17 protein-coding genes are annotated in these 16,221 nt (G+C 61.3%); 3 read left to right on the top strand and 14 right to left on the bottom strand.

Features of this window, described 5'->3' with window-relative positions:
- Nucleotides 1-11 precede the first annotated feature (11 nt).
- The 7 genes from V1471_RS06080 to V1471_RS06110 all read right to left on the bottom strand — a co-directional run bounded on the left by V1471_RS06080 (nucleotide 12) and on the right by V1471_RS06110 (nucleotide 4,426).
- Entirely contained in the window at nucleotides 12-761 is a 750-nt protein-coding gene (locus V1471_RS06080; RefSeq protein ID WP_434287462.1) for a sulfite exporter TauE/SafE family protein, read from the bottom strand.
- Nucleotides 762-2,207 (bottom strand): aldehyde dehydrogenase family protein, encoded by a 1,446-nt coding sequence (locus V1471_RS06085; RefSeq protein WP_434287463.1) that lies wholly within the window; start codon nucleotides 2,205-2,207, stop codon nucleotides 762-764.
- Nucleotides 2,208-2,258: 51 nt separating this feature from the next.
- Nucleotides 2,259-2,546 carry a 2Fe-2S iron-sulfur cluster-binding protein gene (locus tag V1471_RS06090; RefSeq protein WP_434287464.1) on the bottom strand — a complete coding sequence of 96 codons (288 nt, stop codon included), beginning with the start codon at nucleotides 2,544-2,546 and terminating at the stop codon, nucleotides 2,259-2,261.
- A gap of 47 nt (nucleotides 2,547-2,593) precedes the next feature.
- Entirely contained in the window at nucleotides 2,594-2,887 is a 294-nt protein-coding gene (locus V1471_RS06095) for a ferredoxin (protein WP_434287465.1), read from the bottom strand.
- A 71-nt stretch (nucleotides 2,888-2,958) separates the two neighbouring features.
- Nucleotides 2,959-3,252 carry a 2Fe-2S iron-sulfur cluster-binding protein gene (locus V1471_RS06100; RefSeq protein ID WP_434287466.1) on the bottom strand — a complete coding sequence of 98 codons (294 nt, stop codon included), beginning with the start codon at nucleotides 3,250-3,252 and terminating at the stop codon, nucleotides 2,959-2,961.
- Nucleotides 3,253-3,303: 51 nt separating this feature from the next.
- Entirely contained in the window at nucleotides 3,304-4,035 is a 732-nt protein-coding gene (locus tag V1471_RS06105) for a TenA family transcriptional regulator (protein ID WP_434287467.1), read from the bottom strand.
- 133 nt (nucleotides 4,036-4,168) lie between these two features.
- On the bottom strand, nucleotides 4,169-4,426 hold the full coding sequence (locus tag V1471_RS06110) for a hypothetical protein (RefSeq protein ID WP_434287468.1): 258 nt from the start codon (nucleotides 4,424-4,426) through the stop codon (nucleotides 4,169-4,171).
- Between V1471_RS06110 and V1471_RS06115 the strand changes: the two genes are divergently transcribed.
- Nucleotides 4,425-5,807: a gamma-glutamyltransferase family protein gene (locus V1471_RS06115; protein ID WP_434287469.1), complete on the top strand. Its 1,383-nt coding sequence runs from the start codon at nucleotides 4,425-4,427 to the stop codon at nucleotides 5,805-5,807. The genes V1471_RS06110 and V1471_RS06115 overlap by 2 nt on opposite strands.
- A 49-nt stretch (nucleotides 5,808-5,856) precedes the next feature.
- Here the strand turns inward: V1471_RS06115 and V1471_RS06120 are convergent, their stop codons facing one another.
- From V1471_RS06120 to V1471_RS06140, 5 genes are all read right to left on the bottom strand, one after another.
- The gene (locus tag V1471_RS06120) at nucleotides 5,857-6,885 is read right to left on the bottom strand and encodes an ABC transporter ATP-binding protein (protein WP_434287471.1); all 1,029 of its coding nucleotides are present in this window, start codon (nucleotides 6,883-6,885) and stop codon (nucleotides 5,857-5,859) included.
- Nucleotides 6,882-7,898 (bottom strand): ABC transporter ATP-binding protein, encoded by a 1,017-nt coding sequence (locus V1471_RS06125; RefSeq protein ID WP_434287472.1) that lies wholly within the window; start codon nucleotides 7,896-7,898, stop codon nucleotides 6,882-6,884. The genes V1471_RS06120 and V1471_RS06125 overlap by 4 nt, the downstream gene beginning before the upstream one ends.
- A gap of 22 nt (nucleotides 7,899-7,920) precedes the next feature.
- The gene (locus tag V1471_RS06130) at nucleotides 7,921-8,889 is read right to left on the bottom strand and encodes an ABC transporter permease (RefSeq protein ID WP_434287473.1); all 969 of its coding nucleotides are present in this window, start codon (nucleotides 8,887-8,889) and stop codon (nucleotides 7,921-7,923) included.
- 3 nt (nucleotides 8,890-8,892) lie between these two features.
- Complete coding sequence (locus tag V1471_RS06135; protein WP_434287474.1) at nucleotides 8,893-9,813, bottom strand: ABC transporter permease; 921 nt, start codon at nucleotides 9,811-9,813, stop codon at nucleotides 8,893-8,895.
- An 89-nt stretch (nucleotides 9,814-9,902) separates the two neighbouring features.
- Nucleotides 9,903-11,402 (bottom strand): ABC transporter substrate-binding protein, encoded by a 1,500-nt coding sequence (locus V1471_RS06140; protein WP_434287475.1) that lies wholly within the window; start codon nucleotides 11,400-11,402, stop codon nucleotides 9,903-9,905.
- Nucleotides 11,403-11,969: 567 nt separating this feature from the next.
- Here V1471_RS06140 and V1471_RS06145 point away from each other — a divergent pair.
- Together V1471_RS06145 and V1471_RS06150 are read left to right on the top strand one after the other, a co-directional pair.
- Nucleotides 11,970-12,734, top strand: coding sequence for an SDR family NAD(P)-dependent oxidoreductase (locus V1471_RS06145; RefSeq protein WP_434287476.1), 765 nt, complete (start codon nucleotides 11,970-11,972; stop codon nucleotides 12,732-12,734).
- 3 nt (nucleotides 12,735-12,737) lie between these two features.
- On the top strand, nucleotides 12,738-13,565 hold the full coding sequence (locus tag V1471_RS06150) for a sulfite exporter TauE/SafE family protein (RefSeq protein ID WP_434287477.1): 828 nt from the start codon (nucleotides 12,738-12,740) through the stop codon (nucleotides 13,563-13,565).
- Nucleotides 13,566-13,581: 16 nt separating this feature from the next.
- Here V1471_RS06150 and V1471_RS06155 read toward each other — a convergent pair whose 3' ends face one another.
- Nucleotides 13,582-14,346, bottom strand: coding sequence for an aspartate dehydrogenase domain-containing protein (locus V1471_RS06155; protein WP_434287478.1), 765 nt, complete (start codon nucleotides 14,344-14,346; stop codon nucleotides 13,582-13,584).
- Nucleotides 14,347-14,510: 164 nt separating this feature from the next.
- Entirely contained in the window at nucleotides 14,511-16,181 is a 1,671-nt protein-coding gene (locus V1471_RS06160; RefSeq protein WP_434287479.1) for a flavin monoamine oxidase family protein, read from the bottom strand.
- Nucleotides 16,182-16,221: the final 40 nt, after the last annotated feature.

Consider the following 16,221-nt stretch of genomic DNA (forward strand, 5'->3'; position numbering starts at 1 on the left):
AGGCGCTCGCCTTAGAGCAGCGCCCGCACCAACAGCCCGACCGCACTGAGCGCCGACAATCCCAAAAGGACATGCCGGATCGCGCCTTTCGGCACATGCCGCGCCAGTGGCGTCGAGACAGTGAAGCCCAGCAACAGAGCCGGAAAGAGCAAGAGGCCCAGCAGAAGCTGGCGCAGCTCGAAATGCCCGATGGACGCCAACAGGATGAGCGACGTCGTTGCCCCGAAGAAGAAGGTGAAATTCAGCGTCGAACGCAGGGTCGCGGGCGGGGTGTTCTGCATGACGATGGCATAGGGCGGTGCGCCCGAAGAGGTGATCGTCCCCATGATGCCAGACATCACCCCGGCAAAGCCCAGCGTGCGCCAGTTGGCGACGATGCGCCAGCCGCTATAGCTCAGCGCGACACCGATCAGGATCAGCACCGCGAAGAGGATGTAGAAACTGTTGGCACTGAGCATCGCCATGATAAAGACGGCGATGAAATTGCCGATGACGCGGCCCGTAATCATCGTGCCTGCGGATTTGAAATCGATGGCGGAGCGTTCGCGCAGCACCATCATCACCGACAGGCAGCCGCCCAGCACGAGCAAGGGACCGGGGGCCATCTCCGGGAAAAACAGCGCAGAGATCGGCGCGGAGAACATGGCAAAGCCAAGCCCGCCCACGCCCTGAAGAAGGGCGGCCACGAAGACCATGGCCACCATGCCCATAAAATGCGGCGTCAAAAGATTGCCGCCGATCAGCTCGTGCACAAGCTCCATTCAGCCCCCCAGATAGACGGATTTGATCCGGCTGTAGAAGTCCATGACATTCGCTCCGCCCTGCTCTTTCGCGCTCTGGTTGGAGGAATGTTTGAAGCCGCCGAAGGGGGCATTCAACGCCACGCCCGTGGTCGGGCTGTTGACCTTGACGACGCCATGTTGAGTCTTTTGCGCGATCTTCAGAACGGAGGCCATGTCATTGGAGACAACCGAAACCGCAAGCCCGTATTCCGTGTCATCCGCGATCTCGATGGCTTCGTCCACGTCTTCGATGGCGCGCACCGCGACCACCGGAGCGAAGATCTCGTCACGCAGAAGACGGCTGTCCGTCGGCACATCGGCGATCACCGTGGGGCGCACGAAGAACCCGTTGGCCAGTTCGGCGGACGCCTCGGGCAGGCCGCCCGTGGTGATCCGCCCGCCTTCCTGTTTGGCAATGCCGAGATAAGCCTTGACCTTGTCGAGCTGCGCCTCGGTGGCGAGCGGCCCCATGGTGACGCCGCTGCGCGTGCCTGCACCGATGGTGATCCCCTCGGCCGCACCGGTGAGCTTTGCGACCAAAGCGTCGTAATGGCTGCGCGCGACCAGAACCCGGCTGGTGCCGGTACAGGCCTGCCCGGTCAGCCCGAAAGCGCCGCGGCGGATGATGTCGGCGGCACGGTCGAGATCGGCATCGCCGAGAACGATGGTGGCGTTCTTGCCGCCCATTTCGAGCTGACAGCGCGTGTCGGTGGTGAGCGCCTGCGCGATCTGCATCCCCACGGCATAGGAGCCGGTGAAGGTCAGCGCATCGATCCCCGGCGTCGATGTAATCGCCTTGCCGACCGTCGGCCCACGCCCGTGGATGAGCGCCAGAAGCCCTTTCGGCAGGCCCGCATCGAGCAGGACTTCGACCAGACGTTGCCCCATGAGCGGCGTCATCTCGGAGGGTTTAAAGATCACCCCGTTGCCCGCCGCCAGCGCCGGTGCAATCTTGCGTGCGGCCATGGAGAGCGGGAAATTCCACGGCGTGATCACCGCAACGACCCCGACAGGAGAGCGCAGGGTCAACGCAATCTGCCCCTCGGGCATCGGAAAGCTCTCGCCCTTGAGTCGCAGCGCCTCGCCAGCATAGAAGCGGAAATTCGCGGCGATCCGGCTGGTCTCGTTGCGTGCTTCCGTCAGGGTCTTCCCTTCCTCGCGTGTCAGCTCCGCCGCGATGGCGTCGATCCGCGAGGAGATGATGTCGGCAGCCTTGTATAGCACATCGGCGCGCGCCTCCGGGCCCTTGGCGGCCCATTCCGGCCAGGCGTTCGACACGGTCTCGACCGCAGCGGCCACATCCGCTTCGCCACCATCGGGAAACAGACCGATGAGATCGGTCAGATCCGCCGGATTGCGGTTTTCGAAGGTCGCGCCGGAGAGGGCGGGAACCCATTCCCCGCCGATGAAATTGAGGTAAGACATAGCTGTCCTTTGATTTTCTTGCGTTTCTTTGTTTCCGGGCTTGTACCCGTCCTAACCCCAGGAGACTTTCACATCGCCATTGACGAAGGTCTGGCAGGCCATGCGAAACCCATTCGCCACATCCTCGTCGCTCAGATGCTTGCGCTCCTTGGCCTTGATGTCGTCGGTGTGCTCCAGCCCCTCGACGATCTTGCAACGGCAGGTGCCACAGAAGCCGCCGCCGCATTTGAACGGGATACCGCCCTTGTCCCTGAGCGACGCGCGCAACAGGTTGCTGCCCGCATCGACGGAGATGGTCTTGTTCTCGTTCGGAATGAAGGTGATGCTGATCTTTTCCATAGGCTCTTCAGGGCTTTGTGCGTTTCTTTTAACGATCCCGGCACGCCTCAGACGAGGCGCAGCTCGATGTCCATGCTGCCGTAATGGGTGAGCGTGTTGAGCTCTTCGCGCGCCTCTTCGAGCGTGTCGAAGCTTTCGAACAGCTTGCTCGGCACCTTGTTGGTGATATGCGGCGGCGCATCTTCGACGATGGTGATCCGGTCCACGCCATCAAGCTCGGCAATGGTGAAATTGGCGCGTTTGCGACCGTAGAAAATATAGTCATAGGATTCGACGCAGGTGACACCCTCGCCCATGACGGTGTGGAATTCTTCGGGTTTCGTGGTCAGGATGACGAACATGGCTGTCCCTCGTAGGAAATGGGAAGTTGTGGGTCAGGAACGGCCCGCCTGATGCGGCGGGTCCGGCGGGGTCAGATGTCCTGCGTCAACTCGATGTCCTCGGACACCCAGAGCTGACAGGCAAGACGGTAGCCCTCGTCGAGCTTGTCGCCCAACTGGCGTTTTTCCTTCCAGTTCGGCGCTTCGAGATGCTCCCCCCCGCTGATGATGCGGCAGGTGCAGGTCGAACATTTCCCCATGCCGCATTTGTAATCGAGATTGGGATAGGGAAATTTCTTGATCCCGGCGCGGACGACGAGGTTGGTGTTCGGATCGACATCGTCGACAAACACCTCACCGCCCTTGTGCAGTGTGACTTTCGGCATGGGTTCTTCCGGTTTGGAGAGGACGGGAGGCCCCGCCCTCTCGTGACAGGATCAGGCCGCCAGACCCAGCTCGGCGAGCGGGATCTCGGAACCGACGTAATCGTTGTAGAGCGAGGTGGTGTACAGGAGACGCATCTGGGCGCCGACCTCACAGATTTTCAGACATTTCTGCTGAAGCTCATAGGTGCGGGCATGTTCCAGAACGATCTGGTAGCCACGTTCGCCGTGGATTTCGTCGGAGACGATGTGCAGATCGAAGAATTCGACCTCTTCGTCGGTGAACCCGTATTTGTCACGCAGCGTCGGGGTCTGTTTGCGGTAGATCGACGGCACCTGGCTTTCGAGACCGACCACGAGACCGGCGATAGCGACGATCGGGTCCTCGCGCATCGCGGTGTTGTAGCACCAGGCCTGAAGCGCGCGGGTGGTGGCGTTGGCGTTCTCGATGTCCTTGATGCGCTCGCGGGTGGTGCCGCAGGCCTCACCGAAGCGGATCAGAAGATCGGTGTGACGGTCGGCGGCCAGCTCTTCTTCATACATGTTTTGCAGCATGAAGTCTTTCGCCTCTTCGAATTCCGCGGGCAGGCGCGCGTAGACATAGGCGAGGTAATCGGCGAAGGGGCCGACATAGTGATAATGGTTTTCGCACCAGCGCGCGAGATGTTCGCGCGACAGCTTGCCGCTGGCCCATGCAAGGCTGAACGGCGAGGCGTTGGCGGTATTGCCGCGAATGGCGTTTTCAAGAGCTGTGCGAAGTTCGTCGGGATTAAGGACCTTGCCCATTTCCGTCTCCGTGTTGGTTATGCGTCAGGTTTTATGCGTCTTGGCGAGACCCTGTCGGCGTTAGGGGAATGCGAGATTCTTCGGGCCTCAATTCACCATACTGTATACCAAATTATCGGTCTACATATTATTCTCACCGAGAAGAAAAACCGTAAATCATACTATCAAACTGATTTTTAAGTATTTTTAAAAATATTGCAAAATTTTCAATCAAGATTAGAAATACTAAATACAAACTTTTCGTACTCCGAACGGTAAAATCGGAGAGTCGAAAACGAAACGGCACCCAAAACAAGGACTGCACACCCGTGACCCCTGCCCCTTTGACAAGTTTGAGCGCAGCCAAGGAGGCGGTCGCAACCGGCCATCCCCTGGCGGCGGAAACGGCCATGGACATTCTCGCACGCGGCGGCACAGCCGTCGACGCCGCCATTGCCGCCGACGCGATCCTCGGGGTGGTCGAACCCATGGCCACAGGGCTCGGCGGCGACAGCCTCGCCATGCTGCTGCCTCCGGGCGAGGCACCGCTCACCTATAATGGCACGGGCAAAAGCCCCCGCGCCCTGACCCCGGATCATGTGGCCGACCTGCCCGGTCGCAAAATCCCCGAACGCCATCCCTATTCCGTCACCGTGCCGGGGCTGGCGCGCGGCTGGGCCGATCTGCACGCGCGCTTCGGCCGCCTGCCCTTCGCCGATCTGCTGGCCCCCGCCGCCAGGATCGCCCGCGACGGCTTCGAGGTCGCCCCGATCTGTGCCCGCGAATGGCGCATTTTCGCGCGTGTGATCCAGAATGACCCCGCATCAAACGCAATATATAGAGGCGATGCGATCCCTGTGGCCGGAATGCGGTTCAGCAACCCCGCGCTGGCCTATCTTTTGGATGCCCTCGCCACCGATGGCCCCGACGCCCTTTACAAAGGCAAGGCGGCAGAGGCGATCGAACGCGCCGCCAAGGCCCGAGGCGCGCTTCTGACCGCCGAGGATCTCGCCGCGCATGAGGGCTTTTTCGACCGCCCGGTGCGGCGGATGTTCAAAGGCATCGAAGTGCTGGAATGCCCGCCCAACACGCATGGGATCGGAGTGCTCAAGGCTTTGGAGGCGCTCGATGCGATGGACCTGCCTATGGACGATCCAACGAGCATGGTCGAGGTGGTGAAAGCCACCCGTGAAGGCATGAAATACGCGCGGGAGACCGTGGCGGACCCGTCTGGCAACACAGTCTGCACCGCGATTGTCGACCGCGACGGCTTTGCCGTGACGCTCATGAGCAGCGTGTTCAAACGCTTCGGCTCCGGGATCGGCGTGCCGGAACTGGGCATATGCCTGCAAAACCGAGGCCACGGCTTTTCCGCGCCGGGGCATATCAATGGGGTCGCGGGCGGCAAGCGGCCCTATCACACGGTGATCCCGGCGGCGGCCATGAAAGACGGGCGGTTTCATGCGGTCTTCGGCGTGGTCGGCGGGCTGATGCAACCGCAGGGCCATATCCAGATGATGGTCCGCCTTGCCGCTTGGGGGCAGGATGTGCAGGAGGCCATGAACGCCCCACGCTGGCGACTGGAAAGCGACACCCAGATCGCATTGGAAACCGGTACAGATCCGGCATTCGCGGAGGCGTTGAAATCCGCCGGCTTCGAAGACGCCACCGGCGCGGGCGAACTGGGCGGGCGTAGCGATTTCGGAGGAGCGCAATGCGTGATGCGCACCGATGACGGCGGATTGATCGCCGGATCGGACCCACGCAAGGACGGCACAAAACTGGGCCGATAAAAAAAGGGGCGCCGTGAGCGCCCCTTCCCCGTCCAGCTTTCAAACGATTTCAGTCCGTCGACACATGCCAGCAAGCGGCCCAATGCCCACCGCCGTGCCTGGCGAAAGGCGGTGCTTCGCGCTGACAATGACCGCCCGACTTGTCGCAGCAATCGCGATAGCGGCACCCCGGCCCCGACAGGTTCAGCTCCGGCGGGCGATGGGATTCGGGCGCGCAATCGCCATTGCGGCGCAACGCCGGATCGGGTTCCGGCACGGCGGACAACAGCACCTTGGTATAGGGATGCTCCGGTGCCTCGTAGATCGCATCCCGATCCGCCATCTCCACCATGTGACCGCGATGCAGGATCGCGATGTCATGGGAAATATGGCGCACGACGGAAAGATCGTGAGCGATGAACACATAGGTCAGCCCCAGCTCCTGTTGCAGGTCCTGCATCAGGTTGACGACTTGCGCGCGCACCGACACATCGAGGGCCGAAACCGGCTCGTCAGCAATGATCAGCCGCGGTTTGAGCGCCAGCGCCCGGGCGATGCCGATCCTCTGACGCTGCCCGCCGGAGAAACCGTGCGGAAAACGGTCGAGCGCATCGAGCGGCAGGTTGACCAGACGCATCAACTCGCAGACCTGATCGCGCGCCTCCTCGATGGAGGACACGATCCCATGCACCAAAAGCGGCTCGGCGATCAGCTCAAGCACCTTCATGCGCGGGTTGAGGCTTGTGTAAGGGTCTTGAAAGATCAGCTGGATGTCACGGGTGAGACGGCGCAGCGCTTCGCCTTTGACATTGGAAATATCCTTGCCGTCGAAAATCACCCGCCCCTCGGAGATCGGCAGACGACGCAGGATCGCACGACCGAGGGTCGATTTTCCGGAACCGGACTCCCCAACGAGGCCAAGCGTCTTGCCGCGCTCCAGATCGAAGGTGATGTTGTCGAGCGCCTGAATTTTCTTCGGCGGACCGAAGGGCCGTTCGCGCTCACCGTCGAAGGTGACGCCAAGACCGCGCACGGAGAGGATCGGCATATCGGGGGTCACAGCATGATCCGTTTCGAAACGATTGGACTGATCGGTCATCGTGCCAGAACCTCCACCGGATCGGCCCAGGCCGCCACGGAAGGCGTCCAGCAAGAGACCGAGCCGCCTTCAGGCGTGGCCTGACGCGCGGGTTTTTCGTCGCATTGCCGCGAGGCGACCGGGCAACGCGATTGAAAGGCACAGCCCTTGGGCGGGTGCAACAGGCTGGGCGGCGCACCGTCGATGGACACCAGCCGCGCGCGCCGGTCATCGAGTCGCGGCGTCGAACGGATCAGCCCCTGCGTATAGGGATGTTCGGCATGGCCGAAGACGGTTTCCGCCGTCCCCGCCTCGACAATCGAGCCTGCGTACATCACCGCGACCTTTTCGCAAAGCCCGGCAACGATGCCGAGATCATGGGTGATCAGCACGATGGACAGCCCCATGGATTTTTGCAGATCGGCCAGAAGATCGAGCACCTGTGCCTGAATGGTCACGTCCAGTGCCGTGGTCGGCTCGTCCGCGATCAGAAGCTCCGGCTCGCAGGCGATGGCAAGCGCGATCATCACGCGCTGGCGCATCCCGCCGGAAAACTCATGCGGATATTGCCCCATGCGCCGTTTGGGTTCGGTGATGCCCACGGCGTCGAGCAATTCGACCCCGCGCTGAAAGGCCTTGTCCTTTGAAAGACCCATGTGGCGGCGCAGCACCTCCACAAGATGCGCACCGATGGTCATCAGCGGGTTGAGAGAGGTCATCGGGTCCTGAAACACCATGGAGACGGATTTGCCCCGGAGCTTACCCGCAGCCCTCTGCCCCTCACGGGTCAGAAGCGATTGCCCTTTCCACAGAATATCCCCCGAGGAAATCCGCCCCGGCAGGCCAATGAGCCCCATGATCGCCTGTGCGGTCACGCTCTTGCCGGAGCCGCTTTCGCCCACGAGCGCCATGGTCTCGCCGGGCAGGACGGAAAAAGAGACCCCGCGAAGCCCCTGAACGAGCCCCGCCATAGTGTCGAACTCCACGCAAAGATCGCGGACTTCAAGGATCGGTGTCGGTTGTGCGTTTGCCATTGTTGTATTCCTTGTCGTCCTGTCAGGCTTTTGTGCGGCGCATCTTGGCGGCGCGGCCCCGGGCGTAGCGTTTTTCGCGTTCGGCGGGCTCGGTGGTGACACGCAGCCAGTTTGCGAAAAGATTGATGGACAGCACCGTGAGCGCGATGGCGAGCCCCGGGAAGGTGATCGGCCACCAGGCGATCATCATGTAATTCTTGCCCCCCGCCACATCGAGACCCCAGCTCGTCGCCGGAGGTTGCACCCCGAGGCCAAGGAAAGACAGCGCCGCTTCGGCGAGGATGATGTTGGTGAACTCCAGAATGCCCAGCGTCAGAAGCGGTGCGATCAGGTTCGGCAGGATGTGTTTGACGATGATCCGGGAGGTTTTGCAACCGACCACCTCGGCCGCCTCGATGAAAGGCGTCTGGCGCAGGGACAGAACGATGCCACGCACCACACGGGTGTAGATCATCCAGTTCGAAAAGGCCAAGACGACGATGATCGTCGTCGTGGACGGCCCGATCACCGCGACCAGCAGAAGTGTCAGCAAAAGACCCGGAAAAGCCACCTGCACATCGACAATGCGCATGATGACGGCATCGGTCAGACCGCCCTTGTAGCCCGCAATCAGCCCGGCCATGACGCCGAAACTGCCCGCAAGCGCCACGACGGAGACGGACACCAGAAGCGAAGAACGCGCACCGTAAAGAAGCCGCGAAAGGATGTCCCGGCCCAGCATATCGGTGCCCAGAAGATAGCCGGGCACGCTGCCCTCCATCCAGACCGGCGGTTTGAGCCGCGCCATGACGGATTGCGCCGCCGGATCGTGCGGCGCGATCAGCGGCGCGAAGAGCGCCACGAGGACCAGAAGGACGAGAAAGGCGAAGCCTGCGAACCCGGCCTTGTCACGCCACAATTCGGAGAGAAAGCGCCCGACGGGAGCGAGGGACATGAGCAAGCCTTGTTTCAGGGTCGTTTCAGGAAGCGAAGAGGTTGAAGTGATGGTCATGGCTCAGGCGTCCTTGATCCGCGGGTCGATCAGCTTGAACAGCACGTCGAGCAGAATGTTCACGAGGACGATGCCCACCGCCACGACGAACACGATAGCCTGAAGCAGGAAGAGATCGCTCTGCCCGATGGCTTTCATCGCGGTAAAGCCCAGTCCCGGCCAGGCGAAGACAGTCTCAACGACAACCGTGTAGCCTGCCCAGGCGCTGATCACCTCCCAGCCCGCAAGGGTCAGGACAGGCACCAGCGCGTTGCGCATGGCATGTTGGAACAGCACCCGCACGAACGGCAGCCCGCGCGCCTTGGCGGTGCGGACATATTGCTGGTTCAACTCGTTGATCACGGACGACCGCACCAGCATCATGATCCGCGCCATCGCCGGCACCGCAAGCGTCACCGCCGGCAAGATCAGATGCGCCAGCGTCCCCGTCCCCGAGGTCGGCACCCAGCCAAGCCCCACGGCAAAGATCATGATCAGCAAAAGCCCCAGCCAGAATTGCGGAATCGACAACCCGGTCAGGCTCAGCCCGACAATCAGCCGGTCGAACAGCCCGTCGGGCCGGATCGCTGCCACGGCGCCCAAAGGAATGCCGATCACGATGGCGAGAAACATTCCCGCGCCGATCAGTTCCAGCGTTTTGGGCAGCTTGCCCAGCACCACGTCGAGCGCCGGTTTGCGTTGCCAGATGCTTTCCCCGAAATCGAACCGCATGAGATCGCCGAGAAAGGTGAAAAACTGCTGGCCCAGCGGCTTGTCCAGCCCAAATTGCGCCTCGAAAGCCGCGCGCTGCGCGTCGCTGGCCGACAACGGCAACATGACCTTGGCCGGATCGCCGATCAGCCTCGTGGCCACAAACACCACAATCGTTACACCAAGCACCACGAGAAGGCCCTGAAAAGCTCTTCTCAAAATGAACGTCCCCATAAGTCCGCCCCATATCGTCTGAATTACGTGGGACAGAGCGGCCCAGCCGCTCTGCCTGCGAGAAACATGCGTCCTGAGATCAGCAGAGATCACTCAGAGACGGACATTTCCTTGACGAGGAGTTTCGCGTCGATCCGCGGGGTCCATTCCAGCCGTTCGCTCAGACCGTAGATGTCTTCCTGATTGAGCAGCGGAGCGAGATAATCGAGATCGAAGGCTTTCTGCGTGATCTCGGCATAAAGCGCCTTGCGGGCCTCGACATCGGTTTCCGAACGCGCCGCCTGAATTTTCGCGGCCATCTCTTCGTCGACGTTGGAAGCGTAGCTCGCGTTATACTCAAGCCCTGCGGTCAGCGGCCGGTCGGCATCCAGAAGCTCGTCGGAGTTGGTCACGAAGATCGCGTCCGGGCGGCTTTCCTTATCGAAGAGCTGGTTGAGATATTCACCGAATTCCTCGATGCGGATGTCCACGTCGAGCCCGATTTCCGACCAATAGGCGCCCACCGCCTCGATCAGCTCACGGTCCTTGAGCCAGCGCCCGGATTCCCCCACCAAAGTGATGGTCTTGCCGGTCGCCCCCGCCTCTTCGATCAGCGCCTTGGCAGCTTCGGGATCGTAATCGTATTGCGGCAGGGTCTCATTGAAACCAAAGCTTTTCGGGTTGACGAGCTGGCCATAGACCGGGATCGCATTGCCGACGAACAGGCTTTCGGCCAGCGCGGTGCGGTCAATCGCGAGGTTCAAGGCCTTGCGCACCTTCGGGTCTTCCATCACCGGGTTCGCCGTCGACAGCACCAGTGTCGAGGTCTCGAGCCCCTGCGTGGTGATCGCTTTCGGCACGGCGGCGGCAAATTCCGGGTAGAGGTTGCGGATCAGGTCGAGCTCACCCGCCATCAGCCCCGACAGGCGAGTACCCGCCTCACCGATGAAACGATAAGTCACATCGTCGATCTCCGGCGCATCGCCCCAGTACCCGTCGTTGCGTACCAGTGTGATCCCCTCACCCGGCGCCCATTCGGAGAGCATGTAAGGGCCCGTCCCAACCGGTTCGCGCCCGAACTTCTCATCTGCCGCATAGGTCGCGGGCACCATTTTCATCCAGTACATCCGCGCCGGAAGGACCGGATCAGGGGCGGTCGTCTTGATGTGAACCGTCAGATCGTCCACGGCTTCGGCCCCTTCGATGGTGCCGAGGTAGGCCATTTGCTCGGAGTTATACGCCGGATCGATGATCCGCGTCACAGAGGTCACCACGGAGCCCGCATTGAAAGGCTCGCCATTGGTGAAACTCACGCCGGGTTTCAGTTTGAATTCCCATGTCAGAGCGTCGATCTGCGTCGGCATCTCAGCCGCAAGTCCCGGAACCAGCATCCCATCCGTGGTGCGTTCCAGAAGCGTTTCGAAAATATTGTCGGTCACCGCCCGCTCAGCCCCGTCGTCACGCTGTTGCGGGTCTAGGGTTGTTGGCTCGGATCCGATCGCGATCGTAACCCCCGCCGCGTGGAGCGGCAGAGCGGTGCCCAGCAACAGTGCCGAGACGAGCGCGCGTGAAAACGCGGCACGAAGTGCAGTACGATAAGGTGCGTTCATTTGTTTTCCCGTTGGCTAGGAGGTCTGTCCCGATTTTTCGGGTTCTTTTGATGAGTGCCGACATTCCCTGCTCCAAGCCTAGGGAGCGGCCGAAATCCCTGTCAACGGCTTCGAAGACTTATCCTCCCCGCAGAGGCCCGCCACCTCGAAACAATAGGTCATCGCACAATTATTAATCGAATTTCGCCTATTTTTTGCGCGCAAAAATATGAAAATTTCCCATTTTTGTATTCCAAACTCCCCCTACCACTCAAAGGTCGGCCACGAGGGACATCGCGACCACGAAACCGAGAATCGCTCTCGACTTTGCCAAAACACGCCAATTATGCCCATATTTATTGCAATATCCTCATCTTCACACACCGGTGCACGCGACATATCAAAATCTCACCAGAAGGGCTTGCACGGCAATATTGTATACCATATACAAAATTTGAGTTGAGACATTCCCAAACTCACACTCAATGACACGTCGCGCGGCCATGGCGGCAGCACAGCCAATGGGATCGCCTCAGGCCATCCCGAAGCTCCCCGCACAACCGCGCGACGTGCGCACGGACGGACTATATGACCAAAACTATGAAACGCACCCTGATCGTCACCGGCGCCGCAAGCGGCATCGGGGCTGCGATCGCACGCAAATGCGCGGGACCGGATACCAACCTCCTGCTCCACACCGGTAAAAATGCCGAGCCTCTCGAAACCGTCGCGCAAGACTGCCGAGACGCCGGATCGCAGGTGCTCACAGCCCTCGGCGATCTGGCCAACCCGGACATTCCCGTCCTGCTCGTCACTCAGGCGCGCGCCAATTTCGGACAGGTCGACCAGATCGTCAGCAATGCCGGAAAAGCCTCCAAAACGCCCTTCGGCCAGTTCAGCCACGACGATCTGATGCGCGATTTCGCCATGATGCCGGGCGCCTTCGCAGGGCTCGTCACCGCGGCCCTGCCCGATCTCGTCGCCTCGCCCTGGGGGCGTGTCGTCGCGATCAGTTCCTTCGTCGCCCATGTCCATGGCAAGGCAGGCACCAGTTTCCCGACGACCTCCGCCGCCAAGGCCGCCATCGAAGCGCTGGTCGAAGCCCTCGCGCTTCAGCTCGCCCCAAGCGGCACGACCGTCAATTCCGTGGTTCCCGGTTTCACCCGCAAACAAGGCGGCGGACATCTGGCCGTAACGACCGACACCCTGTCCGCCGCCATGGCCGCCACGCCCACGGGCCGCCTGACCGAACCCGATGACATTGCCGCCACCGTGGCGTTCCTTCTGTCGCAAGAGGCCGGTCAGATCACCGGGGCGACCGTCCATGTCGACGGCGGGCTGACGCTGGGCTAAACTATGACAGATCTGATGCTTTATCTGCAACTCGGCGCGGTGCTGATCGCGACCGGTTTCGTCGCCGGGATCATCGCCGGACTTCTGGGGCTCGGCGGCGGAATCGTCCTCGTGCCCGCCTTCTATTTCCTGTTTTCGGCCATGGGCTATGAAAGCGCCCATCTGATGCAGGTCTGTGTGGCCACCTCCCTGGCCACCATCGTCGTGACTTCTCTGCGCTCCGTGCAATCGCATCGCAAACGCGGCACGGTCGACATGGGGATCCTGCGGACATGGGCGCCTGGCATCGTGCTTGGGGCGGTGATCGGGACACTGGTGGCCACGCGCCTCTCCTCACATGTCCTGTTGGCCATTTTCGGCATACTTGGCATGCTGGTCTCTGCCCAGATGGCCTTTGGCGGACCGAAGGAAACCCCCGAAGGCCATCGCCTGCCCGGTGAACCGCTGCGCTCCGCGCTCAGTTCCGGCATCGGCTTTCTGTCTGTGTTGATGGGGATCGGAGGCGGCTCTTTCGGCGTTCCGATCCTCACGCTTTCCGGTCTCTCGATGCATCGTGCCGTGGGCACGGCGGCCGGTTTCGGCCTGTTGATCGCAGCCCCCTCGACCGTCAGCTTCGCGCTGCATGGCTGGACACTGACCGACAAACCGCCGTTCTCACTTGGTCTGATCAACCTTCCGGCCTTTGCCGCCACCATCGCCATGACACTTATTTCCGCCCCTTTGGGCGTCGCACTGGCACATCGGCTCCCGGCGAAAAAGCTCAAACGCATCTTCGCGGTGTTTCTGTTCATCACCGCCGCACGGATGTTGATGAAAGCCTTCGGGAGCTGAAAGCGCGCCTCGGGCGTCACGCAATGCTGACGCCCGATCCCCCCAGAAGCCGTCGCACCGAACCGACGGCCGAGCGCGGTGTATAGGCCCCGCTCACCCCGCCAAGAGATTGGGACGACACGCGAATATCCCATTCAAGCCCCTGCCCCTCGACATGGATCAGATGCTCCATCGTCGCCTTGCCCGGCTCCGCGACCACGCGGCTTTGCGTCCGGTCAAAGCCGATCCCGGCCAGCGCAACAGCGGCATGAACATTGACGTTGCGCGGGAATTGCAGGCAGGCGTTGCGCGCCGTTCCCTCGAACAGCGGCCCGACCGCATCCTCGGCAAGTCCGAGGCTCGGCCCGCTCTTGATGGTGGTGATCGTCACACGCTCGATCACATCGCGCCCATCCGCCAGACCGTCGAGCGCCATGACCGCACCATGCGGCACGAAAAACCGTGTCCCCGAGTCAGCGCAGGCATCCTTAACAGCGCGTTCGGTGTCCGGCCGCGACAGCGCGGTGCAACTGAAACCGCAGAGATCGCTTTTGGCAAGGATCGTCGCGCCATGGTCATGGATCACATCGGGCACCGCCGCCTCGATCACCAGATCGACCTCCCGCGCCAGCGCCTCCGCAATATCCGTCAAGATCAACGCTTCCGACACCCCCTCCGGGCGCGTGCGTCCGGCCAGCATATAGACCAGCTCCACCCCCTCCATTTCCGCCAGCGCGTCATGGATCGCAACGCCAATTTTACCAGCGCCGAGAATGCCGATTTTGCGAGGAGAGGAGGTCATGAAAATGTGCCTTTCTGTCAGAGTTCCGAGCCGCGACAAAAGATCATAAATCCAGATTTTTGTCTATAATTTCAGTGCGTTTTGCGGCATTATTTCACCAAAATATCAAGACGAAACAAGATGCGTCCTCAGGGGGGGGCATCGATCCATTCTCATTCCGGCTCTCATCCCTGTACGTGCACCGGCCCGTAATCCGCATAGAGATCGCCCGGCCCCAGATTGGCCGCATGACAGGCCCCGCCGAGATGAGCGACGATCCCCCAAACCGCGTTCAGCCCGGTCTGAACCGCGCCCTCGACCCAAGCCGGGGTCCAGCTCACACTGTCGCCCGCGAGGAAAATTCCACGCTGCTCCGCAGGCATGTCACCTTGCATGAAATGGCTGTAGACCCGGTGATTGTAGCGGTAGTGCCCCGGCAACGCGCCCTTGAACGCACCGAGAAAATTCTCGTCCGCCTCCCAGCTGATGCATTTCGGCATGCCCCGGATATGGCGAGCAACATCGACATCAGGATAAATTTTCCCCAATGATTTCAAGGCCAAATCCACACGTTTCTCATCACTCAGCGGCAGCAGTTTGAGCGCATCCGTCATCCAGGAATAGGACAGGCAAATCACCGCAGGTTGATCCGGGCCGTTGTCGAAAAAATAAGTGCCGCGGGTGATCCGGTCCGTGAGCGTCATGGACATCACAGGACGCCCGGTTTGCGGGTCGAGATCGGTCCAGAACGGGCGATCCACCATGACAAAGGTCTTCGCCGCCTGCATGTAGCGCGTCCGGTCGAGCGCCATCCAGAGCGGCTGATCGAACAGCTCTTCGTCAACCTCCATGGCGGTGGTCAGGAGGTGACTCTGGCAGGTTACGAGCACCGCGTCATAACGGTCTTCATTGCCCCATTGATCGGTGAGACACAGCGGACCGGCGGGAGAGGATCTGGAAATTTTCGTGACACGTGAACGGGTTGCCCCCCCGTGCAGGGTCGCAAGAGAGCTGCCCTCCGGCCAATACGCGCAGGGTGGCGCGGCGTGCCAAAGGCGCCGCAAGACGCTCTCGACCCCGCCCACGACATAGCGCTGATCGTCGTCAAACCCGAGCAGATTCACCCGCAAGATCTCCAGCATCGAGTTCGGGAAATCCGAATCCCAACCGCCGGTGCCAAAACCGACCTGCCCGAAGACCTCGCGATGACGGAAGCTGAGAGACTGGAACGCTTCCGAACTGGTGACGAAATCGTAAAAGGTGCGCTCGTCCCAGGCGGCAACGATGGGATTCCATAACGATTTGACCCGCGCGGCGTCCTTGGTGCGGATGGCGTTTTGCAATTCGGTGAAGGCCGCACCTTCGTCGAGCGCCCGTGCATAGGCGCTTGCGATCTCCTGATAAAATGATGGTAAGTCATTCAACTCACGAGCAAAAACCGTTTCACCCTCAAGGTCGATCACGGTCGATCCGGCGGCCTTGGTCAAAGGGTTCGGGAAGGGTTTCGTCGTGAGCCCCATGAGGTCGAGATAATGGTAAAATCCCGCCGAAGAGGCCGGAAACCGCATGCCGCCCATCTCGGCGATCACAGGTGGGGAGCCCTCGAATCCCGTGCCGTCGAAGACCTCCGAGCGCAGCCGTCCGCCGAAACGCGACGCCTCGTAAATCACGGGTTTCAAACCGATTTTCATCAGTTCATAAGCCGCAATCACGCCCGAGGCTCCGGCCCCGATCACCGCAACCTCTGTGCCCAGAACATCCTTCGGCACAGCGCCCAAACCCGCCGGATGGGCGAGCCAGTCGTCATGGGCAAAGGTGAAATCGGGCCCGAAGGCGGTCAGCGGCGGCAGGGTCATAGCGGGATCTTTCCGGTCGAAACGAAGGGTCGGCAAAGCG

The organism is Celeribacter sp. SCSIO 80788 (assembly GCF_051054295.1).
Taxonomy (GTDB): Bacteria; Pseudomonadota; Alphaproteobacteria; order Rhodobacterales; family Rhodobacteraceae; genus Celeribacter.